The sequence below is a fragment of the Terribacillus saccharophilus genome, from assembly GCF_000725365.1.
Classification (GTDB): Bacteria; Bacillota; Bacilli; order Bacillales; family Amphibacillaceae; genus Terribacillus; species Terribacillus saccharophilus.
The window spans coordinates 1511859-1538024 of sequence record NZ_CP008876.1; the positions used below are offsets into that span (position 1 = coordinate 1511859).

General features: G+C 41.9%; 23 protein-coding genes. 11 read left to right on the forward strand and 12 right to left on the reverse strand.

Annotated features, from left to right (window positions below):
• Positions 1 to 95 precede the first annotated feature (95 nt).
• The gene (gene brnQ, locus GZ22_RS07600) at positions 96 to 1445 is read right to left on the reverse strand and encodes a branched-chain amino acid transport system II carrier protein (protein ID WP_038560737.1); all 1350 of its coding nucleotides are present in this window, start codon (positions 1443 to 1445) and stop codon (positions 96 to 98) included.
• A gap of 197 nt (positions 1446 to 1642) precedes the next feature.
• Here brnQ and GZ22_RS18595 point away from each other — a divergent pair, with 197 nt between their 5' ends.
• Positions 1643 to 1792 carry a hypothetical protein gene (locus GZ22_RS18595; RefSeq protein WP_164072054.1) on the forward strand — a complete coding sequence of 50 codons (150 nt, stop codon included), beginning with the start codon at positions 1643 to 1645 and terminating at the stop codon, positions 1790 to 1792.
• Between the two features lie 40 nt (positions 1793 to 1832).
• Here GZ22_RS18595 and GZ22_RS07605 read toward each other — a convergent pair whose 3' ends face one another.
• A complete protein-coding gene (locus GZ22_RS07605) occupies positions 1833 to 3053 on the reverse strand; it encodes a DHH family phosphoesterase (RefSeq protein ID WP_051748109.1) in 1221 nt (406 codons plus the stop codon).
• A 65-nt stretch (positions 3054 to 3118) separates the two neighbouring features.
• The gene (spoVB, locus tag GZ22_RS07610) at positions 3119 to 4645 is read right to left on the reverse strand and encodes a stage V sporulation protein B (RefSeq protein ID WP_051748110.1); all 1527 of its coding nucleotides are present in this window, start codon (positions 4643 to 4645) and stop codon (positions 3119 to 3121) included.
• Between the two features lie 142 nt (positions 4646 to 4787).
• Here spoVB and GZ22_RS18000 point away from each other — a divergent pair, with 142 nt between their 5' ends.
• From GZ22_RS18000 to GZ22_RS07650, 8 genes are all read left to right on the forward strand, one after another.
• Positions 4788 to 5378 carry a hypothetical protein gene (locus GZ22_RS18000; protein WP_051748112.1) on the forward strand — a complete coding sequence of 197 codons (591 nt, stop codon included), beginning with the start codon at positions 4788 to 4790 and terminating at the stop codon, positions 5376 to 5378.
• Between the two features lie 339 nt (positions 5379 to 5717).
• Positions 5718 to 6422 (forward strand): DUF5058 family protein, encoded by a 705-nt coding sequence (locus GZ22_RS07620; protein ID WP_051748114.1) that lies wholly within the window; start codon positions 5718 to 5720, stop codon positions 6420 to 6422.
• Between the two features lie 18 nt (positions 6423 to 6440).
• Positions 6441 to 7175, forward strand: coding sequence for a small-conductance mechanosensitive channel (locus GZ22_RS07625; RefSeq protein WP_038560740.1), 735 nt, complete (start codon positions 6441 to 6443; stop codon positions 7173 to 7175).
• Positions 7168 to 8586 (forward strand): amidohydrolase, encoded by a 1419-nt coding sequence (locus GZ22_RS07630; RefSeq protein WP_038560743.1) that lies wholly within the window; start codon positions 7168 to 7170, stop codon positions 8584 to 8586. The genes GZ22_RS07625 and GZ22_RS07630 overlap by 8 nt, the downstream gene beginning before the upstream one ends.
• A gap of 268 nt (positions 8587 to 8854) precedes the next feature.
• The gene (gene abc-f / locus GZ22_RS07635; protein WP_038560746.1) at positions 8855 to 10489 is read left to right on the forward strand and encodes a ribosomal protection-like ABC-F family protein; all 1635 of its coding nucleotides are present in this window, start codon (positions 8855 to 8857) and stop codon (positions 10487 to 10489) included.
• 834 nt (positions 10490 to 11323) lie between these two features.
• Complete coding sequence (locus tag GZ22_RS07640) at positions 11324 to 13243, forward strand: glycoside hydrolase family 3 protein (protein WP_038560749.1); 1920 nt, start codon at positions 11324 to 11326, stop codon at positions 13241 to 13243.
• Between the two features lie 58 nt (positions 13244 to 13301).
• Complete coding sequence (locus GZ22_RS07645) at positions 13302 to 14510, forward strand: exo-beta-N-acetylmuramidase NamZ family protein (protein ID WP_084160813.1); 1209 nt, start codon at positions 13302 to 13304, stop codon at positions 14508 to 14510.
• A gap of 81 nt (positions 14511 to 14591) precedes the next feature.
• Positions 14592 to 14783 (forward strand): type 2 periplasmic-binding domain-containing protein, encoded by a 192-nt coding sequence (locus GZ22_RS07650; RefSeq protein WP_038560755.1) that lies wholly within the window; start codon positions 14592 to 14594, stop codon positions 14781 to 14783.
• A gap of 623 nt (positions 14784 to 15406) precedes the next feature.
• Here GZ22_RS07650 and GZ22_RS07655 read toward each other — a convergent pair.
• The 4 genes from GZ22_RS07655 to GZ22_RS07670 form a co-directional block, all read right to left on the reverse strand.
• Positions 15407 to 16378 (reverse strand): NAD(P)H-quinone oxidoreductase, encoded by a 972-nt coding sequence (locus GZ22_RS07655; protein WP_038560758.1) that lies wholly within the window; start codon positions 16376 to 16378, stop codon positions 15407 to 15409.
• 202 nt (positions 16379 to 16580) lie between these two features.
• Positions 16581 to 17735 (reverse strand): glycosyltransferase family 4 protein, encoded by a 1155-nt coding sequence (locus GZ22_RS07660; RefSeq protein ID WP_038560761.1) that lies wholly within the window; start codon positions 17733 to 17735, stop codon positions 16581 to 16583.
• 9 nt (positions 17736 to 17744) lie between these two features.
• Positions 17745 to 18893, reverse strand: coding sequence for an NAD-dependent epimerase/dehydratase family protein (locus tag GZ22_RS07665; RefSeq protein ID WP_038560764.1), 1149 nt, complete (start codon positions 18891 to 18893; stop codon positions 17745 to 17747).
• Positions 18894 to 19013: 120 nt separating this feature from the next.
• The gene (locus tag GZ22_RS07670) at positions 19014 to 20531 is read right to left on the reverse strand and encodes an FAD-dependent oxidoreductase (RefSeq protein WP_038560767.1); all 1518 of its coding nucleotides are present in this window, start codon (positions 20529 to 20531) and stop codon (positions 19014 to 19016) included.
• 115 nt (positions 20532 to 20646) lie between these two features.
• Here GZ22_RS07670 and GZ22_RS07675 point away from each other — a divergent pair, with 115 nt between their 5' ends.
• Entirely contained in the window at positions 20647 to 20919 is a 273-nt protein-coding gene (locus tag GZ22_RS07675) for an acylphosphatase (protein ID WP_038560770.1), read from the forward strand.
• Between the two features lie 35 nt (positions 20920 to 20954).
• Here the strand turns inward: GZ22_RS07675 and GZ22_RS07680 are convergent, their stop codons facing one another.
• Both GZ22_RS07680 and GZ22_RS07685 read right to left on the reverse strand, forming a co-directional pair.
• On the reverse strand, positions 20955 to 22466 hold the full coding sequence (locus tag GZ22_RS07680; protein ID WP_038560773.1) for an FAD-dependent oxidoreductase: 1512 nt from the start codon (positions 22464 to 22466) through the stop codon (positions 20955 to 20957).
• 87 nt (positions 22467 to 22553) lie between these two features.
• On the reverse strand, positions 22554 to 22793 hold the full coding sequence (locus tag GZ22_RS07685) for a ferredoxin family protein (RefSeq protein WP_038560776.1): 240 nt from the start codon (positions 22791 to 22793) through the stop codon (positions 22554 to 22556).
• Between the two features lie 232 nt (positions 22794 to 23025).
• On the opposite strand from GZ22_RS07685, the gene GZ22_RS07690 reads away from it, so the two are divergent.
• Positions 23026 to 24213, forward strand: coding sequence for a M14 family metallopeptidase (locus tag GZ22_RS07690; protein ID WP_038560779.1), 1188 nt, complete (start codon positions 23026 to 23028; stop codon positions 24211 to 24213).
• On the opposite strand, the gene GZ22_RS07695 is transcribed toward GZ22_RS07690, so the two are convergent.
• From GZ22_RS07695 to GZ22_RS07705, 3 genes are all read right to left on the reverse strand, one after another.
• Positions 24210 to 24770: a histidine phosphatase family protein gene (locus GZ22_RS07695; RefSeq protein ID WP_407705170.1), complete on the reverse strand. Its 561-nt coding sequence runs from the start codon at positions 24768 to 24770 to the stop codon at positions 24210 to 24212. The genes GZ22_RS07690 and GZ22_RS07695 overlap by 4 nt on opposite strands.
• Positions 24771 to 24890: 120 nt before the next feature.
• Positions 24891 to 25094 carry a DUF6501 family protein gene (locus GZ22_RS07700; RefSeq protein WP_038560785.1) on the reverse strand — a complete coding sequence of 68 codons (204 nt, stop codon included), beginning with the start codon at positions 25092 to 25094 and terminating at the stop codon, positions 24891 to 24893.
• Complete coding sequence (locus tag GZ22_RS07705; protein ID WP_038560788.1) at positions 25094 to 26164, reverse strand: AbrB family transcriptional regulator; 1071 nt, start codon at positions 26162 to 26164, stop codon at positions 25094 to 25096. Before GZ22_RS07705 ends, GZ22_RS07700 begins: the two co-directional genes overlap by 1 nt.
• Positions 26165 to 26166 lie beyond the last annotated feature (2 nt).

Sequence of the window (26166 nt, forward strand, 5' to 3'; positions counted from 1 at the left end):
TATAACTTATAGCTTTATAATGACATCAAAAAACGCCTGGATATGATTCCAGGCGTTTTACGATGTAATTAAATTAACATTTATGCAATGTCATATTATCTTGTATCTGCATTTCTAACTTCACTCTGATTTGGTTTTGTAACTAGGTAAATGATATACCCGATCGCCGCTCCAATAATTGCAGGTATAAGCCAGCCAAGACCTAAGCTATACATTGGCAGATTGTCTGTTAAAAATTTCTGTACTCCAGGTATAGGGAGTTTGGCAGCGTTTAAGCCTTCCATCAAACTGACTGCAAAAGTGAAAAGCAGACTGATCAAGTAGACGGCTCTGCTGCCACTAAAAGCATCGTGCAGGAAAGTCAGGAAAATCAGAACAATCGCCAGTGGATAGATGATGGTCAAGACCGGTACACTGAATGCGATGATGTTCGCTAATCCGGCATTTGCAACGACAGCGCTGAATAAAGAAAGCACGATAGCAATAACAGAATAAGAAACTTTTGGAAGCAGACGGCTGAAGTAACTACTGCAAGCTGTTACCAGACCGATACTAGTCGTTAAGCAAGCACCTAGTACAATCAAACCAAGCAAGACGTTGCCTAATCTTCCATAATATATTTCTGAAACTCCTGCTAGTACGGTACCGCCGTTTTCCATCAAACCTATTCCAGCTACACTTGTTGCACCAAGATAGGATATGGAAGTGTAGATCAAAGCAAGTAGTGCTGCGGCGATCAAGCCAGCTTTCCATGTGAATCCGAGAATTGCTTTGCGATCGGTAACTCCGATATTTTTCACAGAATTGATGACAATAATTCCAAAGACGAACGCTGCCAATGTATCCATCGTCAAGTAACCTTCTTGGAATCCCTTGAAGAATGCTTTGCTGCTGTATGCTTCCGTTGGTTCCTGCGGACTGCCTAACGGATTGACCAGTACAGTAATGATTAATACTGCAATGGTAATCAGCAAAGCAGGTGTCAAGTATTTCCCGACTATATCGACAATCTTGGCCGGTTTTAAAGAGAAGAAACAAGTAATCCCGAAGAACAAGATGGAATATATAATCAAAGGCAACGATCCGGCATTGTCACTTAAGAAAGGCTGGATGCCAATCTCATAAGACACAGTACCTGTACGCGGTAGTGCAAAAAGCGGACCAATAGACAAATATAGAACGATAGTGAATACAAAGCCGAAAAGAGGATGAACCCGGCTGGCTAAATCTTGCAAATCGTTCTTACCAGAAAACCCGAAAGCCAGTATACCGAGCAGCGGCAAGCCTACACCGGTAACGATAAACCCGAGATTAGCAGTCATTACATTTGTTCCGGAACTCTGACCAAGCAAAGCAGGGAAAATTAAATTACCTGCTCCAAAAAACAATGCAAATAACATGAATCCTGTAACGATAACATAAGAAAACGGAATTGATTTTTTCACAGTGATTACCTCCAAGATGACAATCGATTTCTAATTAATCAGATAATTTAATAGAAAAAATATTAAAACTATTTGAACTATGTTAGAGATTCTACCATAGTTCACTTGTTGCAACAACTATTAATATATTACATAAGATGTATATTTTCTGCTGCATTCGGCATATATAATAAAAAAGCCATTTGGAGGCCGAAATCATGCATTTTACAGAGATGGATATATTCTACGCAGAACTGAAACGGCTGGAGGATGAGTATAAGAGATGTCCTGAACCACAAATTCGAAGCTTAATTCATGATGATATTCTTTTGATAGAACAAGCTATTGCGACTGCTGAGGGACCATAAAGAAAAGGCGGAAAACACTTAAGTGTCTTCCGCCTTTTTATTAGTTTTCTTGATTTTTTTGGATTGGCTGATTCACGATGATATCTTGTTTCTTCACGCGTTCGCTCAAGTATTTTACATAGCGATGATCTGTAACGAGGAATGCAAGCTCCTCCCGTTTCAGATGCTTCTCAGCTTCCTCAAAGGAATCAAATCCGATGTCTGCGGGCTGCTGATTTTTCATAATATAAAATTTGCGGTTTTGCTGCACAATGAGGAACTTGTCATTCTGCTCATTTACATACAGCGTCCCAAGATCGTTCTCTGGGACATTATATTTGTTATCTATCGCATCAGGTCGCAATGTTTGCAAGTCGAACGCATTTTTTACAAATAAATCGAATGCTTCCTCAGTCAGGGAAGCTCCAGAAGCTTTCTGATGACCGCCTCCGCCGTAGTTGCCTGCAAAAGCAGATACATCCACATCATCATGAATTGTCCGAAGGCTCATCCGTTTGGTGCCCATCATAATCATAATGATTAAATCAAGATGAGGGAACGTCTTGCCTAGGTCATTACCCAATTCAGAGAGATATGATTCTGCATGAACAACTCCAGCTAGATATGTATCTGTCTTAATAGGAACAACTTGTTTCCTTTTCTTACGAATATAGCGTGCTGTTTGAGCGTCTTGTACTTGAAGTAATTTCTCCTCCAAGTCGCTGAAAACGAATGTATCATTATGCTGCAGACGTTGTATCATCTCATCTGCAAATTCTTCGATGCTTTGGAGGAAGAGAAGTGCGTTTAGCTGCTTGGCAGCTTCATTATTTCTTTTCTCCCATTCCCATGTATCGTATTGGCGAACAAGCTCGACAAATTCGCTTACTGCCTTGGTTTTTTCTAGATATCCTTCTTCGACAAGAACGTCGTATAACATACTTGTAGCTGACGTAGGAGTTCCATCTTCTTCCTTTGTCGCAATCCATGCCCAATCATGGGCATTCAAGTGCTCACTTGTTTTGTGATGGTCCACAAGCCGGGCTTTTCCGCCAGATTTGATGAAAGTGCTGATAGCAGCTTCATTTTCTTCGTTCACAGCCAAATCAGTTACCCAAAGTGCTCTCTCATGCTGTGTTTCATCGGCTAGGAATTTCTTTACTTCTTCATTCAGACTGCTGATGGAATTATAGCGGATCTCAACATCCTCTCCAAAAGCAAGTGTAGCTAAAATACCGCAGCCGACACCGTCCAGGTCATTATGTGTTAATAGTTTATACATTTCTTCACCTCAATTACTAGTATAAGTATAACCCAGCGGAATTATCGGCTTCAAGCATGATTCTGTTACAGCTCTTGTTTGAACAGTCGGAATCTGTGAAGGAGGAGCATATAGAAACTGGCAGAAACGAGTAATACACTGCTAAGCAGCACATAACCATTCGAAATGTACGAGTCCAGTGTCATATAAAGGAAGATCGCACATGATGCCATACAAACGATGGCAATAAGGAGCTTATAAAACCTGGCAAAGCTAAAGGGAAAGCGTACAGCCTGGTATAGACTTGCAAAATGAAGTACTGTGCCAAGCACTTCTCCCAAGTTCAGACCGAGTATAACTCCATTTACACCCATGCTCGGCTGAGAAGCAACAAAGTAAATCATTAGAAGACTGGCAAGCGCTGCAATCAAATTGTTGTATAGTACGACACTGCTTTTCCCAATTCCAATTAGCACGGCCTGCAGCGGAATCTGTAAATAGCTGAGCATAAAACAGAAGATCATCTTCTGAATAAGAAGCCCTGCTTCTTCCGAGTGATAAAACAAACCTGTCAATTCGGTGGCGAAAAAGTAAAGAAACAGCGCCCATGGAATACAAATCATCATCGTAACGTTGATCACTTGGTTGATGTTGCTGTACATCTGCTGAAATTGACGACGTGCATACAAGTCACTAATGGACGGCAACAGATTGGTCGATAAGGAATGTGTGATAAATGTCGGAACAAACACTAGCGGCATGACATAGCCCATTAAAAGGCCATAAGTTTCGGTAGCGGTCTCGGCAGTAAGCCCTGCTGTAAGAAAACTGTGGGTAATAATTATTGGTAATAGAACTCCAGCAAAGCTATTGACCAAATGACTGCCGGTATTCGGGAGTGCGACACGAATTAAATCTCGTGTATGCTGTTTTCCGTCACGGATGAGATCCTGAACAATATGAAAGAAACGCCATTTGAATTCTTTTTGCCTGTTGAACGCTACAATCAATACACCTAAAGAGATTGCTTCGCCGATGACCATGCTGATGACAGCACCTGCAGCAGCAACTCCTAAACCGTAAGGAAGCAAATATTGAACGAGCATATACGTAACTACAAGCTGTACACTCTGCTCCAGAATAGAAGCGAAGGCCCCAGGTGACATATACTGCTTGCCATGAAAATAACCTTTCAAGATAGAAGAAATCGCGACAATCGGTATAATCGGGATGATAGCTGTGAATGTGTATATGGCACGTTCATCTGCAAATAAAAGTCCTGGAACGTAGTGGATCAGTCCAAGCAGTAGCAAGGAAGTGATAACTCCCAAAGTCCCTGTTATCAGAAATGAAAGGGAAAGGACGTGCCGCAGTCTTGTCCGATTATTCGTCGCATTATTCTCTGCCACCAAATTGGCTACCGCCACTTCCAATCCAAAGCCTGTAATAGCAATCAGCAGACCGGTTATCGGCATTGCCATCATCGCCAGTCCGATTCCTTCCGGGCCTAAGAGCCGTGACAAAACGATTCCGTTTATGAATCCGATCAGCTTGCTGTAGCAAGCAGCAACTGCAAGAATGATCGTACCTTTCAATAATGATTGTTTTCCCACATTTGTCACCTCAACTTGTCCATAGTTTAGATTTATGAGGAGAACGAGTCTTTTATGTCATGGAAGCTTACCTAGCAGTTAGATAAAGCGCGAAGAATTTTATTTAACATAAATAGATTAAAATCGATTGGAGAGGGCTGTGTTGTTCACAAATCAAGAATTGAGAGAATTAATTGCCGGTAAAGCGGTGGGTAACAGTTTTCCTTATGACTCAAAAGATGAAGAAATGATTGAGGCTCATATAAAACGCTTATATCACCGGATTAACCGGATACCAAACGTCATTTGCGAAGCGGAGTGGAACCACTTTGGCAGTGGCTATGCTTCTTATGTGGAAGTTTTTTGTTATCGCAAAGAAGATGTTTCAGTTGTTTGTGAAAAGAATGGACAGCGAGATATAGAAATAAGAGGAGTTCTCTTAGACGTTTGTCGTCTAGCTCCAGTTGCAATAATGGGTGAAGATGAAAGATACAGATCAATACGAATGAAAACGAATGAAGAATTAACGGGAGGCTTTGGCACTCTGCTGGATGGTCCCAGGCGCTTGTACGTAAGCGAGAAGTTACATCCACTAGCTGAAGAATTAAAACGAGTGTTAAAAGAATATGATTATGAGTTATTGGATGCCGAAAGCGCAAATTCGCCATTATCTTTTCAAACAACAATACCGACAATCTTCCGCGAACCAGGCAAATACATCGTAATGGATGCTATCTTTTATTGGGAAGACTGAATTATTGCAGCCACATGAAGGAAGAGGCTTATAAAGAATGTACCCACCTTATTATCGAATACAGTTATTAAATAGGGCTATTGGATGCCAAGGCAAGTGCGAGTACACAGACGCGCTTGCCTTTTTACTGTTCTAAATTCGGAGCAATTTTGTATCGACGCTTGTTACTTATCGAATGCCTCTTGATAAAGAAACTGACAAGTGATAGGTACGATTTCGTATTGATTTGTGTGCATCTTTACTCAGATAGGCCTGTTTTTCATAAAGGTTTTGACAGTAGGTAACAACACAATTAACATAATAATCAGAATTATTAATTATATTGAAGGAGGCGAAAAATTGCAGATATCTGAGATCATGAACAGCGGTGTTTTATGGGTGTTCTGTCTGCTAGTCGTATCTATTGTTATTTTTCAAGGTGTCGTGTTCATGCGATCTGCGTTTCAAGTAAAAGCCAGTGTAGGTATGACAGATCGTGAGGCCCGAAGTGCGATGAAGACAGGTGCAATTGCAGCCATCGGTCCTGCTCTAGGCAATATTATTATTGCTGTCTCACTTATGACTTTGATCGGAAATCCGCTAACGATGATGCGCAGTGCAATTATCGGATCCTCTGCTACCGAGTCACTCGGTGCCCAAATGGCGTCAACTGCTTATGGTACTGAGCTAGGATCAGCTAATTTCGGTCCTGAAGCCTTCACAACTATTGCTTGGACGTTGTGTATAGGCGGCACCGGATGGCTGATTGTCACGTTTTTCTTTACAAAGTCGTTAGGGTCATTTCAAAAGAAAATTACAGCACGTAAGAATGGCACAAAAAAGATGGTTATTATCTCAACGGCAGCAATGCTAGGTGCGTTCGGGTACTTTGCAGCGAATGAAGCAGTGAAAAGCGGAGGTCACACCTTAGTAATCATGACGAGCATCCTCATAACTATCGGCACTTTACTGCTAGCAAACAAATTCCAAATGAATTGGCTGAAAGAATGGGCCTTAGGGTTTGCTATCATCGGCGGACTGACAGTCGGCTACTTTATCGGATAAGAAAGGGAGGCAAAGATAATGGCTAAAACAGCGGAACAGGTAGTAGTACAAGAACAGCTGATTGAAACACAGCAGCAATCATTCGATGCTTTTCATGTGAACGCCCATTTCTGGGGCAGGCTCACGATTGGCTGTGTGATCGTCTTATCGGCAGCATTGCCGCTTTACCTTTCATTTGTCGCAGGCTATCATCCCGGCTGGCAGGCCATATTCGCAGCCTTTCTTGCGTATATCGCCCTCGTTGGATTTGCTTGGGTGGTGGAGCCGGTCAGTTATTACGCTACACTCGGAGTATCTGGAACGTATCTTAGTTTCCTTACTGGAAACATTGCTAATATGTGTCTGCCCTCTGCAGCAGCTGCTCAGCAGGTAATTGGCGCAGAACCAGGTACGAGAAAAGGTGAGGTAGCAGCAACTCTTGCAATAGCGGCAGCGAGCTTTATGAATATCGCCGTGCTGATTCCAGTTATATTAGCAGGCTCGTATATCCTCTCGGCAATTCCAGAATCCGTTCAGGCTGCATTCGCTTATATCATTCCTGCAATCTTTGGTGGGATGATCGCTCAATTGGCTATGAAAAAGCCACTTTTCGGTGTAATCGGCATCGTTTTCGGCATCTTGATGACACAGCTGCCAATCCCAGTCTTCTTCAAAGGCTTGGTCTGTATGTTCCTAACAGTCATTATCTGTGTACTATTGGAAAACAAGCAAGCATCTAAAACTAAAAATGAAGGAGAGATAGTTCATGAGTAAAAAAGAGCTGGTTCGTAATCTGGAGGAGTTGGAGCACGTCACAGGAAGTTTGGCACTTGATATATGGCAGCATCCTCAAATCGCTTATGAGGAGACTTATGCGAGTACAGCGCAAAAGGATGTACTTTCAGAAGCAGGTTTTCGTATTACAGATAACATCGGCGGTATGGAAACTGCTTTTTATGCGGAATACGGAAGTGGGCATCCAATCATCGGCATATTAGGCGAATTTGATGCACTGCCAGGATTGTCACAATCGAGCAAGCCTTATAAGGATCCAGTCAGCGAAAACGGACCAGGTCATGCGTGTGGCCACCATCTGCTTGGTACCGCTGTTGTAGAAGCAGTGCTAGGAATAAAGCAGCTTATCGATAATGGCAAGGTGGACGGTACTATCCGCTATTACGGCTGTCCGGCTGAAGAAGTGCTCTCTGGAAAAACTTTTATGGCCAGAGAAGGTGTATTTGATGACTTGGATTGCTGTCTCACTTGGCATCCAGGAACGAGCAATGTTGTACAAAATTATAGTACGCAAGCAATGATCTCTATCAAATTCCGTTTTCATGGTGTTCCGGCACACGCAGCAGGTGCACCGCATGCCGGACGTAGTGCGCTTGATGCAGTGGAAATCATGAATATCGGTGCCAACTATCTACGAGAGCATCTAGTAGATGGCACACGTATCCATTATGCTATCACTAACGGTGGCCAAGCGCCGAATATTGTTCCAGATGAAGCCGAAGTATGGTATTACCTTCGAGGTGAGAACCGCGAACAAGTAGAGGATATGCTGATGCGAATGCATGATATAGCTAAAGGAGCAGCATTGATTACTGGCACTTCAACTTCTCATGAACTTTTAGCGAATTGTTATCATATGTTGACAAATGACACAATGGATACAGTGAATTATCGCAATATGGAGGATTACCCGATGGAAAGCTTCACTTCGGATGAAGTTGCTTATGCTGCTATTCTGCGTAAGTCAATGGATCCGAAACTCATTGAGGAATCCCGCCGACAGCTGCAGCTTGATTACAATGATATACTTCCGACTAAGAATTTCTATAATATAACAATGAAAGATACAACGATGCCTGGCTCGACAGATGTAGCCGATGTAAGCTGGATCACACCACTAGCTAGTATCGGTACAACTTGTGGACCAATTGGAACCCAAGTACATGCGTGGCAAGCTACGGCAGTATTCGGAACAAGTATTGGATTGAAGGGCATGCACTATGCTGCAAGAATCATGGCTTTGACCGCTTATGATCTTCTGACGGAACCGGCACTAGTCGAGCAAGCAAAAGCGGAATTCATTAAAGCTACTGTCGACAAGCCTTATCAAGCTGGTTTAGATGAGACTGTATTAGCCCCTGGTACAGAACGAAAAGAGCAATTAATTTAATTGTAATTGACTTCCATTTTATGTTTGATATACTGTAACCAACAAACACGAGAGGATGATGGGTGACCGATGAAGTTCTAATCTTATTTTTTCACGAATTGAAAAGTCATTTTCAACGCGTATTAAATAGGATTAGTCTGCCCATTTTCTAATTGAACGGAAACGTATACCTCTCCAAGGATGTATGTGTATTTCTGGTACGGCTAATCCTTCCAATTTATTTTGGGAGGATTTTTTCTGTCCTCCTATTGTTAAGGAGCGAGTACTAATGAAAGAATTAATCAAATTACAGCAATTGACCTACAAGTACGGTGAACGCCTTATCATGCAGCAAGCGAATGCTACAGTGCATCAAGGTGATGTAATCGGCATCATCGGAAGAAATGGCGCTGGTAAAAGTACATTGTTGAAACTTGTAGCAGGTAAGGAGCATATGGCCGAAGGGGCAATATGGACGGAGGATTCGATTGAGATAGAAATAGTAGAGCAGGAAAGGGACATCTATACTTCTGAGTCAGTTCTGTCTGAAGCAGCAAAACTGCGCGGCAAATGGCGAGTTCCTTCTGTTTCATATCGAAATATGAGCGGCGGAGAGAAATTGAAAACAAGGCTTGCGAACGGCCTTTCAAGCAGGGCAGATGTATTGCTGCTTGATGAACCAACTAATCATCTAGATGAAGACAGTGTGAACTTGCTAGTAGAGGAGATAGAGAGTACAAATAAAACACTGCTGATTGTTTCCCATGACCGCTACTTACTTGATAGAGTGGCTACAAAGATATGGTCTATAGAAGAACAGAGGCTTCATACTTTTGCAGGAAATTATACTGCCTATACAGATCATCGACAAAAAGAAAAAGAGGCACAGCAGCACGCCTTTGAAAAACAGCAGAAACGCATCAAGCAAGTAGAAGGTCAAATTGCTTCGCTGCAAAACTGGAGCGCCAAAGCACATGCACAATCCACCAAGCAAGAAGGCGCCAAGGAATACTACCGAAAGAAAGCCAAACGGATGGATAAGGCAGTAAAATCCAAGCATAAGAGACTGGAGAAGGAATTGGAGAAAGAGAAGGTCGAAGCAGTTGTACCTGATCATGGCGTATCCTTTGAACTAAGCTCTGCCCGTAAAAAGGGGAAACGATTTCTGGAATGTAAAAACGTAACCAAGCAATATGATGATAAGGTACTTTTTCAAGATGCCAATTTCACTATCAAGCATGGAGAAAAAATCGGTTTGCAAGGTCCAAATGGATGCGGAAAAACTACTTTTTTCCGGATGATAACTGGTAATGAACCGTATGGAGGAGAATTATGGATCTCGCCAACAGCCAACATCGGCTATCTCTCACAGGATGTCTATGACCTTCCGTTAGATAAGGCACCTGCAGAAATTTTTCATCAGGAAACATTTGCAGAGAGAGGAAAGGTACAAACGCTGCTTCTGCATCTCGGCTTTGAGGCAGAAAGCTGGATGCTGCCAATAGAAGACATGAGTATGGGAGAGCGCGTGAAGCTAAAGCTCATGCAGCATATCCTGGCAGATAAGGATGTCCTTTTACTTGATGAGCCAACAAACCATATGGACCTTCCATCCCGGGAACAGCTTGAACAAACACTCGCAGCATACAGCGGGACACTGCTTGTTATATCACATGATCGCTATTTCAGAGAGAAAGTGACAGATACGCAGTTAATCATACAGGATGGGAAGATGATGAAGAATCTAGGTACTTCAGCAGCGCAAACAGACGCAGATGATGACATTCTTTTAATGCAGCTAGAGAATGAACGGCAGGAAGTATTAGGGAAGCTGAGTATGCTAACACCTGGAGATACGGTTTACAAGGATTTGGATGAGCGTTTTAATCAACTGACAAAAAGAATTAGACAATTGAAGAATTAATAAAAAGATAGAAGAGCTGTGTATTCTAAACACAACTCTTCTTTCCTGATATGTACTGAATTGTAAACCTTCAGTCCTATATAAAAGGTAATAGTCAAGTTTTCCTGAATTTAAAAGAAATTCAAATATTGAACCATCTTATAATGGAGTATGTTAAACTTGGGGAAAAATAGATATGGAGGTCATAATAAAATAGGAAATACTACCACTTAGTCTTAGTATCTATCGTTTACTGTCGATTCCCCCTCATAGTTTTCAAAATATTAATTATATTTGAAGCTTCCCACTCTATTAAAGCACCCTGCTTTAGAAATAGCCCAATTCTTATATATAAAGAACCAATGTTCAGATTGTCCATGATACAGCTGCAGTTATAAAAAGTAATTTATGTTAATCGTGTTTGTTGTATAGGTGTTTGTAATACAGTAGCGAATGCCCAACAAAAGTTACTCCGCATTTATTATGAACAACATTTTTACTTTGAAGTATCTAATTGTCATAGCCAATACAAATGTGGACTATGTCTAGTTCGCTACCTCTTTTTCCTGCAAAAAAAGAGGATCCTTTAAGTGTTCAATCTTGTAAAAGAGAGTGGCGATGTAACCATCGGGCTTACTGCCATTGAATCGGTCGCTCTCTCAACCTTTTTCCTTGTGAGATGTTCGCTTCATTGTCCTAACCATCATTAACCCATAACAAGACTTGGGAAGTGTCCTGCTTACTGAAAACCGTAATCCATTTTACGGAGATGTTGTCATAAGAGGAAACTACTGGAGTGTAGTGATAGCTAATTACAAAACTTCAGTATCAAATAATTAATAAGGGGATGGGAGTATGTTTAAAAAGAAATGGGCGGCAGCCGCTTTAGTTGCAGCACTTTCAGTTACAGCATTAGTTGGAATCAAACCAACAGATGTGAAGGCTGAAACAGATGTGAAGGCAATTGTTGAAGGAATGTCGGTCGAACAAAAAGTAGGTCAAATGCTTATGCCGGATTTCCGCAACTGGCAAAAGCAAGGGGAAAGCAAAGCAACAGGTTTTACAGAGATGAACGATGAAGTGGGAAGCATCATTCAGAAATATCATTTAGGGGGCGTTATCCTATTTGCCGAAAATGTTGTAGGTACTGAGCAAACAGTCCGTTTGATAGATGGCTTACAAGATGCAAGCCCGGAACTACCGCTTTTCATTACCATTGATCAGGAAGGCGGAATTGTGACACGTCTGCAAACGGGAACGAACCTGCCCGGCAACATGGCGTTGGGTGCAACAAGAAGTGAAAAATATGCCTATCAAACTGGCGAAATCATCGGGAAAGAATTATCGTCTCTTGGTGTTAATGTAAATTTCGGCCCGTCATTGGATGTAAACAACAATCCTGATAATCCTGTAATCGGTGTCCGTTCATACAGCTCTAATCCAGAGCTTGTCTCAAAGCTAGGTATTCAGACTATAAAAGGACTGCAACGCACGGATATTGCTGCAACTGCAAAGCATTTTCCAGGACATGGTGATACCGCTACTGACAGTCATTACGGTCTGCCGCTTGTTACACATGACAAGGATAGATTACATGCTGTAGAACTTCTGCCCTTTCAGAATGCAATCGATGAAGGTGTAGATATGATTATGACAGCTCATGTTCAATTTCCTGCTTTTGATGATACAACGTATATCAGCAAAAAAGACGGTCAGGAGATTTTGGTTCCAGCCACACTTTCCAAAAAAGTGTTGACAGGATTGCTTCGAGAGGAAATGGGGTTTGAAGGTGTCATCGTCACAGATGCCCTTAATATGAAAGCGATTGCAGACAACTTTGGTCAGGAAGAAGCCGTTGTATTAGCTTTAAAATCTGGTGTAGATATTGCGTTAATGCCTGCGCAAGTAAACTCTTTGGAAATGGAAGAGAATTTGGCTTCCGTTTATAACGCAGTGCTAGAAGCAATCGAATCTGGCGATCTCCCAATGGAGCAAGTAAATGCATCGGTTGAGAGAATCCTTAAATTGAAAGAAAAACGCGGTATTTTGACTCCTGACAATGCACCTATTGAAGAAAAAGTAGCTGAATCGTTAAAAGTAGTCGGCAACAAGGAGCATTTGAAGAAAGAAAAGAACATGGCGGAAGATGCTGTTACTCTTTTGAAAAACGAAGATAAGACACTCCCTTTTAAACTGAAAAAAGGTGACAATGTTCTTGTGCTCGCTCCATTTGATGATCAAGTAGAAGCGATGACAAGAAGTATAAACGAATTAAAAGGTAAGAAGAAAGATGTTGAAATTACTGGCTATGCTTTCTCAGAAAAGTCGTTCAATGGAGAAGTGGCAGCTATGATTGATGAAGCAGACTATGTTATTACCGGTTCCTATGTTGTCAAAAATGACCCTGCTGTAAACGATGGCGTCATTGATGATAGTATTCAGGATTCGAGCAAATGGGCAACAGCTTTTCCAAGAGCTGTCATGAAAGATGCTGAAGCAAAAAATAAAAAGTTTGTGTTAATGAGTCTGCGCAATCCTTATGATGTTGGAAATTTTGAAGAAGCAAAAGCTGTGCTTGCCGTCTATGGTTTTAAAGGCTATTCAAATGGAGCATATAGACAGCCGAACATTCCGGCCGGTATTAAGACGATTTTTGGTGAATCAAAGCCAAAAGGTAAATTACCAGTAGATATTCCATCTGTCAATCAACCTGAAGAAATTCTTTATCATTATGGTTATGGACTCGATATTCGTTCAGGCAAGCCGCTTAAATAATCCTATATAAAGGGGAGGAGTTCCATTGAAAAGGGGATTGTTGCTGGTTATAATTCTGATGCTTGTTTTAAGTGCTTTTCCTGCAGAAAAAGAAGTTGCTGCCCATAAGAAAAAGAAAAATAATAAAGTCACGCCTGGTGTTGAGGTCCTTTTAGATGATCAGAAAGAGCTTTTAAAAGGCAAAAAAGTTGGCTTAATTACCAATCCGACCGGTATTGATTCAAAAATGAACAGCATTGTTGATTTGCTGCATGATGATTCGGGTATTGAACTGACAGCTTTATTCGGCCCTGAGCATGGCGTACGCGGTGATGCTCAGGCAGGGGAGTATGTTGAATCTTATATTGACGAAAAGACAGGACTACCTGTTTACAGTCTCTATGGACAAACAAGAAAACCAACACCTGAAATGCTTAAAAACGTAGAAGTGCTTGTCTTTGATATTCAAGACGTCGGCACACGGTATTACACATACATCTACACGATGGCTTATGCCATGGAAGCAGCAAAAGAAAACAACATTCCAATTGTCGTGCTCGACCGTCCGAATCCTCTAGGCGGACTTTCAGTTGATGGTCCTGTACTTGAACCTGAGTTCTCTTCCTTTGTAGGGATGTATCCAATTCCGACAAAGCACGGGATGACAGTCGGAGAGCTTGCTCGTTTCTTCAACACAGAATTTAATATTAAAGCAGATTTGAAAGTCGTCAAAATGAAAGGTTGGAGGCGGTCTATGGATTTCGATGACACAGGACTTCCATTTGTCCTACCGTCACCAAATATGCCGACAGTTTCCACAATATTTGTTTATCCTGCAACTGGTTTAATCGAAGGAACAAACCTGTCAGAAGGGCGTGGAACAACCAAGCCGTTTGAACTGATCGGCGCACCTTATATCAACAGTACAAATCTTGCAGCAGAATTGAATTCACTTCGTCTGCCAGGTGTGAAATTCAGGGCTGCATCCTTTACACCTTCAACTTCAAAGCATGCTGGAAAACTCAGCCATGGTGTTGAGATTTATATAACAGACCGCGATGAATTCGATGCGGTAACTACAGGTCTTCACATCATTAAAACAATTTACGACATGTATCCAGATGATTTCGAATTTCTTTCCAACAACTTTTTTGATAAATTGATTGGAAACGATCTGGTCAGAACAATGATTCTTGAAGGAGCATCCGTTACAGAAATCACGAAAACTTATCAGAAAGAACTATCTGAATTTAAGAAGGTTCGAAAAGAGTACTTACTATATAAGTAATTGTTTCAAAAGGGTGAAATCATTGAGATTCACCCTTTTTTTGTATGGGAAGATATCTGTTTCTCCATCAACTCCTAAGTAATGCAGCTGAAGCGAACGTCTCATTATGCTAAGGCCGGTTATGCACTAGGTTATACTGTCGATGACATGTTCCAGCAGGTGCAGCTTACTCTCGAAGTTATCTTTGAAGGGGAAGAAATCGCAACTGTAGCCGGTTTCGTTGTTGAAGGATTGGGGATTTCTATCTTGTCTGATCTGGAAGGCCTTGATTAATCATATCTATGTAAACTCTTACTTAAAAACGCCAGATCTGAGCGCTCTATAGGTATTTCATGGACGACAGGTAGATTTAAATCACTAGCTGTACAGAAGTTTCAGGCATATATACTGGATACATATCGAGACAACGGATGATTTTGCGAGAATGTTGTAAAATCTAATACTTTACGCAGGAACAAATTATCATAGCTTTACCAGTAGTGAAATTGTTTCTACAGTAACTGATAAAGATGTGAGATTATAAAGAACTTAAATTCGGATAAAGTTTTATATAGATAATAGCATTAAGTTATTTATTTTTAAGTCTAAGTAATTGATTTAAAGTTGCAGTCGCGCTGTTTTGAAGATATAGAAGATCCGCCCATAGTATTATGATAATTACACTCATACCAGTAAGGGCAACTTGTTATATGTAAATGAAGGAGAAGAGGTATAAAAATAGCTCAGGAATACTTCTTAGATAATTTTATTTTTATTAGTTTACATAATATATATTATCGGAAGTAAATGAAAAACGTTGTTTCATATCTCAAAACCTAAGTATTCTTAAGATAGTGAGACGAAATTAAAAAATCAGATTGCGCAGCATGTTGACTGCACAATCTGATTCTAATTAGTTAGTCCGCCACATGTAACACGATTTTTCCGGTATTCTTGTTACTTTCCATATAATCATGTGCTTCTGCGATTTCTGCTAACGGAAATACTTTGTCTACAATTGATTTTATTGCTTGTGATTCGAACAATGGCAATACATTATCAATTAAATCTGCTGTCAGCCTAGCTTTGTAATTAATGCTTCTTGTGCTTAATAATGTTCCTTTCACATGTAAGCGTTTTGCAAGCAACGGCGTTATCGATACATTTTCCAGCTCAGTACCGCCTAGGAATCCGATTAGGATCAATCTTCCGTCGGTTTTGAGTGTTTTGATATTCTGATCCCAGTATGTTGCTCCAATGAAATCCAGTATAACATCGGCACCTGTATCGGCTAATCTTTCAGCAAAATCTTCTTCTTTGTAGTTAATTGTGATGTCAGCACCGAGTTCTTTACAAAAATCAAGTTTTTCCTGTGATCCAGCTGTAACAGCAACTGTTGCACCTGCTTGTTTTGCTATTTGAATAGCAGCTGTTCCAACACCGCTTGCTCCAGCGTGAATCAAGACTGTTTCACCTTGCTTAAGCTCTCCAAGCCAATGTAACGTCTGATAAGCTGTCAAGAAGACTTCTGGGACTGCCGCTGCCTCTTCGTAGCTTAGATGCTCTGGAATGGGCATTGCTAGCTTGCTGTTAAGTACGGCGTATTCTGCGTAGCCGCCGGATGGTATTAATCCAAAGATACGGTCTCCCTTTTCCCATCCGTATGCTTCCGCTCCTGCTTCTTCTACAATTCCAGCGATTTCCAATCCTAAAATCGGATCAAAATCACTTGATGGATAATTTCCTTTTCTTTTCTCTATATCGGCTCGGTTGATTGCTGATGCCTTTACAGCGACTAGAATTTCGTCTGGTTTTATGTTTGGTTTATCGGCTTCTTCCAGTTTTAGTTTCTCTGTTCCGCCGAAACCTTGTAATGTGATTGCTTTCATAGTGACTACTCCCTTTCATTGTTAATTTTCAACCTTTACGGGAGAAAAGTAAATAAATCAGCACTATCCAGAATGGTATAGCTAACAAGATCCCGATTAGCAGTCCTTTGAAGAATTTCATGCTGCTGCACCTCATTTCGTGTGCTTTTTCTTATTGTTAACCATATGCTAAAAAGCTTAAACATGCAAAAACCCGGCTCCGTTATCTGGAGCTCGGGTTTTGCACTGCTTGATATACGGGGGATCTTGCTTGGATAGTCTCTAAATAGTAATCAAATAGTTCACTGGAAGCATTCGTCCAGGAATGTCTCTCAGCTTCTATTCGTACATTCTGTTTCATTTTAGCTGCTAATTCTAGGTCATCGAGTTTACCAACTGCTTTACTCATGCTTGCGACATCTTCATTTTCGAAGAGAAATCCTGTTTTGCCTTCCTCAATTTGCTCCAAAGTTGGTCCGCTTTTAGCAGCAATAACAGGAATACCGGAAGCCATTGCTTCTAGTATGACTAGACCGAGTGTCTCGGTAATGGACGGGAATAGAAAAGCATCAGCAGAAGCAAACGCCTGGGATAGCTCTTCTCCATGAAGAAAGCCTGTGAACATCGTGTTTGTCCCCGCAAATATCTTCTCCAGTTCTTTACGTGCTGGACCGTCTCCGATAATAGCTAATGCTAAGTCATCCCGTTCATCCAGCAATGGACGTATCTTATGGATTTCCTTCTCAATCGCCAGTCTGCCAACAAAGATGAGCAATTTCTTACTGTGATCACCCTGCAGAAGCCGCTCACGCATACTTTCAGAATGAAAATCTGGATGCCGCTTCTCTACATCGACACCTCTGCGTAATACATGCATCCGCTCAAATCCATGTTCGTCAAGCTCCTGCTTAATAGCAGCAGACGTACACAGATTTATATCAGCTGCATTATGCAATCGGCGGAAATGCCACCAGAATAATGGTTTCAAAGGTTTATAAAACTTATAGTAATCAAGGTATTTTGGAACATGCGTATGATAGGATGCCAAAAGCGGCAGTCCTTTCTTATGTGCATAATGGATTCCTGAAACTCCGACTAAGGCAGGGTTTGCCACATGCACGAGATCCGGCTTGTGCTTCTCAAGTAGAGTTTTAATACGTCTTGTAGGCAGAGAAAATTTCTTGGAACGATAAAATGGCATTGTTACCGTTCCAACGCCTTCCACAAGCGCGCCTTCGTATTCAGTTACACCTAAATCCGGAGCGATGACGACGACCTCATGCTTCTGGCTGCGCAGGTACTTGATCGCTTCGGTGAGCCGGGTAACGACACCGTCAGTCGATGGCAGGAATGTCTCGGTGATAATGACGATTTTCAATGTGTTATCCTATTTCCACGTAACCGTAGGAAGCACATTTTCTTTGATGACACGATCTTTATGTTCAAGAGCAGTCTCCAGAATTTCACGAAGCACATCGTCAGTAAGCAGATTAGGTTCGAGACCAAGATCACGAAGCTTTGTATTCACCGCATTATAGTAATGATCCTCTGCTTCCACTCTTGGATTTTCGATAGATTTAATCTCTGGATCAAGACCTTTTTCCCGGCTTACTTTCTGCACCTTCTCGGCAAGTTCCTTCACAGAGAAGCTTTCTGTAAATTGGTTAAATACCCGGAATTCCCCAGCATCTGCTGGATTCTCTGCAGCGATTTCCACACAACGGATTGTATCTGTAATATTCAAGAAGCCACGTGTCTGTCCGCCGCTGCCATAAACAGTGATGTCATGGCCAGTAGCTGACTGAATGAGGAATCTATTCAATGCTGTACCGAAGACACCATCATAATCGAAACGATTTGCTAGAACCGGATCAAGTTTTGTTTCTTCTGTATGAAGGCCATATACAACACCTTGGTTTAAATCTGTTGCACGAATGCCCCAGATTCTGCACGCAAGCATGATGTTATGACTGTCATGCACTTTAGATAAGTGATAGAAAGATCCCGGCTGTTTCGGGAATGGCAGTTTATCCTTTCTGCCTTTATGTTCTATTTCAATATAGCCTTCTTCAATATCGATATTTGGGGTGCCGTACTCTCCCATCGTACCAAGCTTAATCAGATGACAATTTGGAGCGAATTCCTTGATTGCATAAAGTACATTCAAGTTTCCGATCACATTATTCTGCTGCGTATATACTGCATGCTCACGATCAATCATGCTATACGGAGCTGAGCGCTGTTCCGCAAAGTGAACGAATGCCTCAGGCTGCGTCTGACGGAATACTTCCGCTAGAAAATCATAATGATTCAAGTCGCCTATGTATGTCTTGATTTCCTTGCCGGTCTTCTCTTTCCACTTCGCGACCCGCTCTTCCAAGGAATAGATTGGTGTTACGGAATTGGATCGTAATTCTTCATCATACTTACGTCTTACTAAGTTATCGACGATTGCTACTTCATGACCTTGCTTTGACAAATAAAGCGCTGTCGGCCATCCGCAGAAACCATCTCCACCAGCTACAACAATTTTCATGACTCATCCTCCTGTGACATCAACATTTCTTGGTACGTTCGTTAACAATTATATGCTAACGATGCTGCAATGAAAAACAATATGATGTTAAGGAAGATTTGAGAATGTGTAAACAAGTTGTTAACTGTTCAGCCCACGATCCAATTTTTTTAGTGGTTTTTTCGCTGGACCTTCAAGAACTTCTCCTGTTCCAGAAAAACGTGATCCGTGACAAGGACAATCCCAGCTGGATTCGGCACTATTCCAATTGACTTCGCATTTCATATGGGTACAAGTTGTATCGACTTGGTGAATCTCTCCACTTTCGTCCTTATACACACCAAGCAGCAGACCGTTAAACCGCACTTTGGTCGCTTCGCCCCGTTTTAGGTTCGGTACATACTCATACGGCTGTTCCAGTTTACCAAGTACAAATTCCTTCGCCACTTCCATAACATTCTTAGTTACACTACCCAAATCCGGGTCAGCCTGAAACCTCGATGGCTGATAAATATTTTTGTAGCGGCTGACTCCTGCTGTAATCAGTGAACTGATTTCAAGACCTGCAACGATACTGCTTGTCATTCCCCATTTACGATAGCCGGTTGCGACAAAGATATTATCGTTGCCTTTGCTGATATGTCCTATATAAGGAAGATTGTCTAATGTAACGATATCTTGTGCAGACCACATATAAATAGGAGTCTCTGTGCCCATATATGCAGCGAAGTCGGTTAGTTCCTTGTAGTATGTTTCTTCTGGATGGCCTTCGCCTGTACGGTGGGATTCCCCCCCTATGAGAAGTAACGTGCCATGCTCTTCTGTTTCCATGCTGCGTATAGACCGGGAAGGTGTATCTGCATTGATATACATGCCGCCTGGATAGGACGTTTTTGGTTTGGCAGCTACAACGTAAGATCTATCCTGATACAATCTGGCAAAGTAAAAGCCTTTACCATCGTAGAATGGAAAATGAGAAGCGACGACTACCTTTTTACAGCTGATCTTCAATCCGCTTTTTGTAACGACAACAGGATTCTGTCCTTCTTCGATAGTGTCGACTGGTGTATCTGTGTATATCTTGCCTCCATTATCAAGAATCACTTTCAGCAAACCATTAAGAAATTTCAACGGATGATACTGATATTGGCCCTTCATAGTCAATGCTTTCTCTATGTCAAAGCCAAGCGGAATCGAATCAGTCAATTCTCCTTGTATTCCGAGCTTCTGATATGCTTCATATTCCTTTTCTAGTTTAGTGATGTTCTGCTTTTCCTTTGTATAGATATAAGCGTCCTGTTCCGTTAGATGACAGTCGATACTATGCGCAGAGGTCGACTCTTTGACAAACTTTATAGCATCCATGCATGCTTCATAATGTGTCTTAGCTGTGTCGGTATTAAAATGCTGGATATATTCATCATAAATGAGCCCATGCTGTGCAGTTAGCTTAGCTGTCGTATAACCTGTAGTTCCGCTATATAGACTGTCTGCTTCCAGAATGGTGACCTGCCGACCTTCTTTGGCTAGCATATAGCCTGTGACAACACCTGTTATACCTCCTCCAACAATGACAATGTCACTTTCCGTATCGTAACGGAGTGATTCAAATTGCGGAATCTCCGTCTTCTCCCGCCAATAGCTTTTATTATGTGTCATGATTATCACTCCATCTGTTGTAATAGCACCATTTTTGCCAAATAAATGATGTGTTAATCAGACGTTTTTTGTATACGCTATCAGGGAAGACGTTCTGCAAGGAGGCGGTATAGAGATGAAATGTGTACAGATGGTAGTTGGCGGAAAAGTTCAAGGTGTCGGTTTTCGGCTTTCTGCTGCAGAAATCGCCCGAAATCTGGAGTTAGTAGGTTTTGTTCGGAACGAAGCAGATGGTACTGTCCGAGTTGATGCAGAGGGAGATCCAGACCGGGTGGAACAATTCATCCAGCAGATTCGCAAAGGTCCGAATTCTTTTGTAAAAGTGAAACAAGTAGATTTAAAATACTTAGAAAAACAGCAAGGCTTTAAACGTTTTGAAGTAAGGTAAACGAAAAACGCCCGGCATAGGAGCCGAGCGTTTTTTTAATCTACTTTTTTCAAGTCTTTTACTGCTGGTCCTTCAATTACTTCACCGCTTGCTCTGAAGCGGGAGCCGTGGCAAGGACAATCCCAGGTTGTCTCTGCATCATTCCAGTGCACTTCACAGCCCATATGAGTACATGTTGTATCTACTTTATGGACAGTACCTTCATCATCTTTATATATTCCCACCAGTTTTCCGTTCTGTCGTATTTTCCCTGCTTCTCCCCGGTCCATCTCTTCAATGCTCTTATCTGTTTTCTCGAGCTTGCCAGATACAAGCTCCTTACTTACTTCGACCATGTTCTTAGCTAATGAACCGATTCCTTTTGCAACATCTTGCCGAGCTGGATCATAAATATCGTTGTACAAGCTTTTGCCTTCTTCAATCAAAGAGGTGATTTCCTTAGCTGCTGTTACACCTCCGGACATTCCCCATTTGCGGAAGGCAGTTGCTACATAAAGATTTTGTGTTCGTTTCGTTATACGACCGATATAGAAGAGCTGATCCAAGCTCATAAAGTCCTCGGAGGACCAGTTATAATCAAAATCAATTATATCAAATTCGGATCGGCCCCAATTACGAAGATTGCTATAATGCTCCTTCATGTTGGTTCCTTTACCAGTGCGATGTCCGTCACCGCCAATGAGCCATATCGTATCTCCATTTTTATCCCGGGCACTTCGTACAGATCTGGATGGGCTATCTATAGAGATGTACATGCCGCCTGGGTAATCACGTGGACTTTTACCTGCAACAATGTAAGATCGAGCAACATCCAAACGTGCAAAGTAAGCTCCTTTGAAATCATAAAATGGGAAGTGAGTGGCTATTACCACATGCTTAGCTGTTACACTTCCACCATCCTTCAGCTTAACCGTAGCTGGTTCACCTTCTTCAATCGTCTCTGCACGGGTATCTTCGTAGATACGGCCTCCATGCGCGCTGATATACTCTGCCATTGCTTGAAGGAAAAGAAGCGGATGGAATTGTGCCTGATTATCCATTCTTACTGCTTTTTGTACAGAAACCGGTAAAGCTATTTCATCTTCCAAAGCTCCTGGTATGCCAAGCTTCTCATATGCTTTCCATTCCTTTTCAATTTGGCTTACGTTTTTCTCTTCGTCAGTGAAGACGTAGGCAGGCTCAACACTTAATTGAAAATCTGCTTGCAATTCTTTTTCTGTTTCCCTAACGAAATCGATTGTTTCCATTGCTGCTTCATAGTGGATCCGGGCAGTTTCTTCACCGAATTTACTAATCAACTGATCATAGATTAAGTCATGCTGGGCTGTCAGTTTGGCAGTCGTATAACCTGTTGTACCGTGACCAGGTTTTAATGCCTCAATTAAAGTGACTTTATAGCCTTTTTTTGTAAGTAAATAAGCAGTCGTAATTCCTGCAATGCCTCCGCCGACTACGCAAACCTCTGTTTCCGTATCCTCTTGCAGCTTCTCATAGTTCGGAAAAGCGCTTGTATCAATCCAATAAGATTCATGCTTGCCAGTCGACATATAGCGACAACTCCTTTTTTGTTACACTTAACCTATTTGAGGAGAAGATAAACAAAAAAATCCACTGCCTCTTGGCAGTGGATCTGCTTAGTTTTCCTGGAAGAACTTGCGGTTGATTTCGATATACGGGGTTTCTTCCGCTGGAACCTCATCTTCCATGAAGATTGCTTCAACTGGGCATACCGCTTCACATGCACCACAATCGATGCAGATGTCAGGATCGATATAGAACATATCTTTTCCTTCCGCGATACAGTCAACCGGACAAACTTCCATGCATTCGCCCGCTTTTTCCGCTTCACATGGGGAAGTAATGACAAAAGCCATGTGTACAGCCTCCTCTACTACTATGAATGAACCGGTCATTCGACACGGTTTTTATCCAGGTATACTGCGACTTCGCAAAATACAACGAACTATATGTATTTATACCCTATCGATTCAAATTATAACAACAATATTCGATAATAACAACGGGCGTACTCAATATTTGACAGCTTGCCCGTTCAGCCTAAATACTTCATACTTGACATACACTGTAGCAAAGGAGGCTATTCAGATGGAAATAACACTGCAAGAAGGCTGTCAGTTAAGCACGGTGGCAACATTATTCCACCTCCCGACGTATGTCCTGTTCGCTGCAAATCCGTTTCTTTCCACGCATGTAAAATCACAGCAGCCTATTCAGGTCCCTGGCTATGCTCCCAATTCCGTTACACTCGATAAGGAGATGACAGATGATGTATTTGCATCTGCTTATAAGCTTCCGCTCCGACTAGTTCATCTATTGTATAACGCATCTTATTTCCCTGCAGGTGCTAAGCTCCTACTCCCGCAGCGAGTGACCTATCCAGTAACATGCTTCCGCCAGCAATATGATTATGCAGCTTGCCTTCAAGATATAAGAGCACTTCAACAGCTTTTTCCATTTTTACGTATGCGTACAGTATACAAATCGGTACTGGGAAAACCAGTAACAGAACTCCAAATTGGCAAAGGGAAGAAAAAAATCCATATAAATGCGAGTTTCCACGGTAATGAGTGGATTACTTCTTTAGCTCTTATGCGCTTCGTAAATGAGTACTTACTTGCTGTTACCCATGATAAAAAGCTTTTCGGGCACCCTGCAAGCAAATTATATCGTGACGTGACGCTTTCTATTGTACCGATGGTTAACCCGGATGGTGTTGATCTTGTTATTCACGGTAGTAAGGCTGCGTATGACTATGAAGAACTGGCGCACTTCCTGAACGAAGGTTCTTACGACTTTCAAGGTTGGAAGGCGAATATAACAGGTGTGGATTTGAATAAACAATATCCTGCCAAGTGGGAATATGAGCAACTGAGAAAACCGAAACTGCCTGGGCCTCGTGACTTTCCAGGCCTCACGCCTTTGACAGAACCAGAATCAATCGGTATGTATGAACTCGTAGAAGCAGAAGATTATGATTCTGTCGTGGCGCTTCATACGCAAGGAGAGGAAATTTATTGGAGCTTTGAGGAAAAAGAGCCGCCTTCAACCGAAGAGCTAGTGGCTCAGATCGAACAGCTCAGCGGATACAGAGGTGTTAAGGAGCTCGATAATTACGCGGGGTTCAAAGATTGGTTTATTGATTCCTATCAGCGGCCTGGTTTCACGATTGAACTGGGCAAAGGACAAAATCCCTTGCCCCTTGACCAAGTCGATGAAATTTATGAAAAGCTTTGTACCATTTTAATGGTTATACTCACAAGTGATACTATTTAAACATTCCAGATGCGTTCAACCATATAACTGCCACCAGTGCGCTGCACGAGAAAAACATCTGGATTAGAAAAGCCCTTCCAATGAGAGAATCCAATATCAGTCTGGAATTCCTTCATCAGGATCGCCAAAAGATTTCCGTGCGTGACCAGAACAACGTTTTCCAGGTTCTCTTCTGCTTCTAGTTCATCGAGTAGTGCACGTACCCGGACTCTGGCATCATTTGATGATTCACCGCCGGGCAGCCGCATATCAAAGTCGGCGAACGATTCTTCCAATACTTCCAGCCAATCGTCAACAGGTTCTTCACTCAAAATTCGCTCCTGCAGCCGGCGGTCTAGCTCAATTGGTACATCAGCTGCATCTGCGAAAGGCTTAATTGTCTCGACGGCCCGAAAGAAGGGGCTGGAGAGGATACGCTGGATTGGAAAGTCCAGCCGTTTTAAAAAAGCAGCAAGCAATCGGGCTTCATTAATTCCTTCATACGTTAGCGGCGAGTCTTTATGCTGTCCTTGTGCATTGCAATGACGAACAAGAATAATCCTTTTCACAAGCCCCATCTCCTTCTAGCTATGCTTAGCTTTATTATCGGTTAACCATCGGACAATTACAAGCATAGGAAATACTAGCTAACAAAAAAGGCTAACCTCTACTAGGTTAGCCTTTACTCTGTTAAATTATTACACTTCCTTGAAATAATCTTTCCGGAAAGCGCCGACGCGGTTTGTATTGTCGATAATAAAAATGAATTCTTCTGTTTCATTTTTAACATCATAGATTTTTCCTGGTGTCAAAGTCGTATTCACGACATATTTTTTTGCGTTAGTGTGGATACATTCCACTTGTTTAATTGTTTCTGTATCTTGCCAATGTTTGTGGATCATTACGTTTCTTCCTTTCGTTGATGTTTCTCAAGCTTCGGTAACGTCCACTGCAGCAGTAGCGGCAGGACAAGTACGACCAAAAGCAGCCTTATTGTCTGCAATGAACTGACAATGGATGGGTCTCCGCCAGTCGTCTGGGCTGTCAGCGCCATTTCGACGAGTCCTCCTGGTGCCATACTGAGCACAGAAGTAGCCATATTTAAAGATGTAAACAAACTGAACAGGTAGCCAAGCCCGAAGCAAAGTAAAATAAGAAGTATAGACAGACCAGTATAATAGAGACAAAGTCTGCCAGCTTTTTTTAAATCTCTTATAGAAATAGAATGACCTAAATAGACGCCAATTGTCAACTGTGCTGCGACAAAAAACAGATGCGGAAACTGATATAAATGCATTCCGCTTACTTGCAGTATTGCTGTGAGCAGCATAGGGACGATAACAAGCGATGACGGGATGAATCTGTTTGTCAGACGGGCAATTATGTACATGACAACATATAACCCGATTGTCCACCAAGCTCCTTGCTCTGTCTGCGGCAGCTGTACTGCTGCTTGACTCCCTGCATCCATAAACAAATGCGTAGCAGCAAACGGAATGATGAATAAAATGCTGACAAGGCGAATTGTCTGGAATATCGTCACAAGTCCGGTATTAGCCTTCATGGACTCGCTCAGCGCCGATACAGCAGACAATCCGCCAGGTATACTGCCGAGCATACTTGTTTTCATATCCACGTTCACCCATCTACTGACTAAATAAGCATTGACCATACAAATTACAATTAATAATAATGTCAAAAGCGTATAGATTAATAGGTAAGGCTGTACATTATGGAAAGTATGCACCGTAAACGTGTTACCGATTTGGATACCGAGCAGCCAATAACTCACTTTACGAAGCGGCTGTGATGCAGCTGTCCGGTTATTCCAGAAGATTTTGGAAAGTAGAAGGCCCGTTACCGGACCGAGTATCCAAGGAAGCGGCAAATGCAGCAAAGTGAAAAGGCCGCCGCCTATCAAGGCAATCAGATAAGACTTCAGGATGGAACGTAATTGACCGTTTTCCCCCATTG

Excerpts from the sequence above, each read along its gene's own strand:
- GZ22_RS07695 (WP_407705170.1), bottom strand. The coding sequence starts at position 24,770 with ATGGGGCTTGTGAAAAGGATTATTCTTGTTCGTCATTGCAATGCACAA.
- abc-f (WP_038560746.1), top strand. The coding sequence starts at position 8,855 with ATGAAAGAATTAATCAAATTACAGCAATTGACCTACAAGTACGGTGAA.
- GZ22_RS07665 (WP_038560764.1), bottom strand. The coding sequence starts at position 18,893 with ATGAAAATTGTTGTAGCTGGTGGAGATGGTTTCTGCGGATGGCCGACA.
- GZ22_RS07680 (WP_038560773.1), bottom strand. The coding sequence starts at position 22,466 with ATGTCGACTGGCAAGCATGAATCTTATTGGATTGATACAAGCGCTTTT.
- GZ22_RS07670 (WP_038560767.1), bottom strand. The coding sequence starts at position 20,531 with ATGACACATAATAAAAGCTATTGGCGGGAGAAGACGGAGATTCCGCAA.
- GZ22_RS07645 (WP_084160813.1), top strand. The coding sequence starts at position 13,302 with ATGCTTGTTTTAAGTGCTTTTCCTGCAGAAAAAGAAGTTGCTGCCCAT.
- GZ22_RS07625 (WP_038560740.1), top strand. The coding sequence starts at position 6,441 with ATGGCTAAAACAGCGGAACAGGTAGTAGTACAAGAACAGCTGATTGAA.
- GZ22_RS07690 (WP_038560779.1), top strand. The coding sequence starts at position 23,026 with ATGGAAATAACACTGCAAGAAGGCTGTCAGTTAAGCACGGTGGCAACA.
- GZ22_RS07640 (WP_038560749.1), top strand. The coding sequence starts at position 11,324 with ATGTTTAAAAAGAAATGGGCGGCAGCCGCTTTAGTTGCAGCACTTTCA.
- GZ22_RS18595 (WP_164072054.1), top strand. The coding sequence starts at position 1,643 with ATGCATTTTACAGAGATGGATATATTCTACGCAGAACTGAAACGGCTG.
- GZ22_RS07685 (WP_038560776.1), bottom strand. The coding sequence starts at position 22,793 with ATGGCTTTTGTCATTACTTCCCCATGTGAAGCGGAAAAAGCGGGCGAA.
- GZ22_RS07655 (WP_038560758.1), bottom strand. The coding sequence starts at position 16,378 with ATGAAAGCAATCACATTACAAGGTTTCGGCGGAACAGAGAAACTAAAA.
- GZ22_RS07605 (WP_051748109.1), bottom strand. The coding sequence starts at position 3,053 with ATGTATAAACTATTAACACATAATGACCTGGACGGTGTCGGCTGCGGT.
- GZ22_RS07705 (WP_038560788.1), bottom strand. The coding sequence starts at position 26,164 with ATGGGGGAAAACGGTCAATTACGTTCCATCCTGAAGTCTTATCTGATT.
- GZ22_RS07675 (WP_038560770.1), top strand. The coding sequence starts at position 20,647 with ATGAAATGTGTACAGATGGTAGTTGGCGGAAAAGTTCAAGGTGTCGGT.
- GZ22_RS07700 (WP_038560785.1), bottom strand. The coding sequence starts at position 25,094 with ATGATCCACAAACATTGGCAAGATACAGAAACAATTAAACAAGTGGAA.
- GZ22_RS07630 (WP_038560743.1), top strand. The coding sequence starts at position 7,168 with ATGAGTAAAAAAGAGCTGGTTCGTAATCTGGAGGAGTTGGAGCACGTC.
- GZ22_RS07650 (WP_038560755.1), top strand. The coding sequence starts at position 14,592 with ATGCAGCTGAAGCGAACGTCTCATTATGCTAAGGCCGGTTATGCACTA.